Source organism: Streptomyces sp. BV286 (assembly GCF_019090165.1).
Classification (GTDB): Bacteria; Actinomycetota; Actinomycetes; order Streptomycetales; family Streptomycetaceae; genus Streptomyces.
In genome coordinates this window covers 1-472 of record NZ_JAHRIB010000025.1, presented here as the reverse complement: position 1 = coordinate 472, position 472 = coordinate 1, and the positions used below count along the sequence as shown (strand labels likewise).

Sequence of the window (472 nt, the reverse complement as noted above, 5' to 3'; positions counted from 1 at the left end):
GGCTGGTGTGCGGGGCCGGCGGAACCCGGTAACGTCTTTGCCATGTTCTTCCAGACGCCGGTTCACCGGTGAGCGCGTGACGGGCCCCCGCCGACGTCCTTCGACGCCGCCGCCCGTCCCCCACCGATGAATCCGCAGATCACTCCACATCATTAACCGGGAGAACCCATGACCGTAAGCAAAAACATCAACAACCCCGTGGGCCAGGGCGGCGGCCAGCGCAAAAAACTGTCCCGCGCCGAGCGGCAGAACAACGGTCCGCACCGCAATCTCGACCGCCAGGGTGCAGCCGAGCGGAAGGCGGAACTGGTGCGCAAAATGCGCGAGAAAGCAGGCACCGCCGAGGACGCCGGGCAGACGGGCGACGACACCGCACAAGGCTGACACACCACCACCGCACGGGCGGCTGCGCACGGGGCAGGGCCCGGACCGCGACGCGCGGTCCGGGCCCTGCTGCCGCACCGGGCGCGGC

At 69.7% G+C, this 472-nt stretch carries 1 protein-coding gene; it reads left to right on the top strand.

Annotated features, from left to right (window positions below):
* Positions 1-168: 168 nt before the first annotated feature.
* Positions 169-384 carry a DUF6243 family protein gene (locus tag KUF83_RS03485; RefSeq protein ID WP_217453034.1) on the top strand — a complete coding sequence of 72 codons (216 nt, stop codon included), beginning with the start codon at positions 169-171 and terminating at the stop codon, positions 382-384.
* Positions 385-472: the final 88 nt, after the last annotated feature.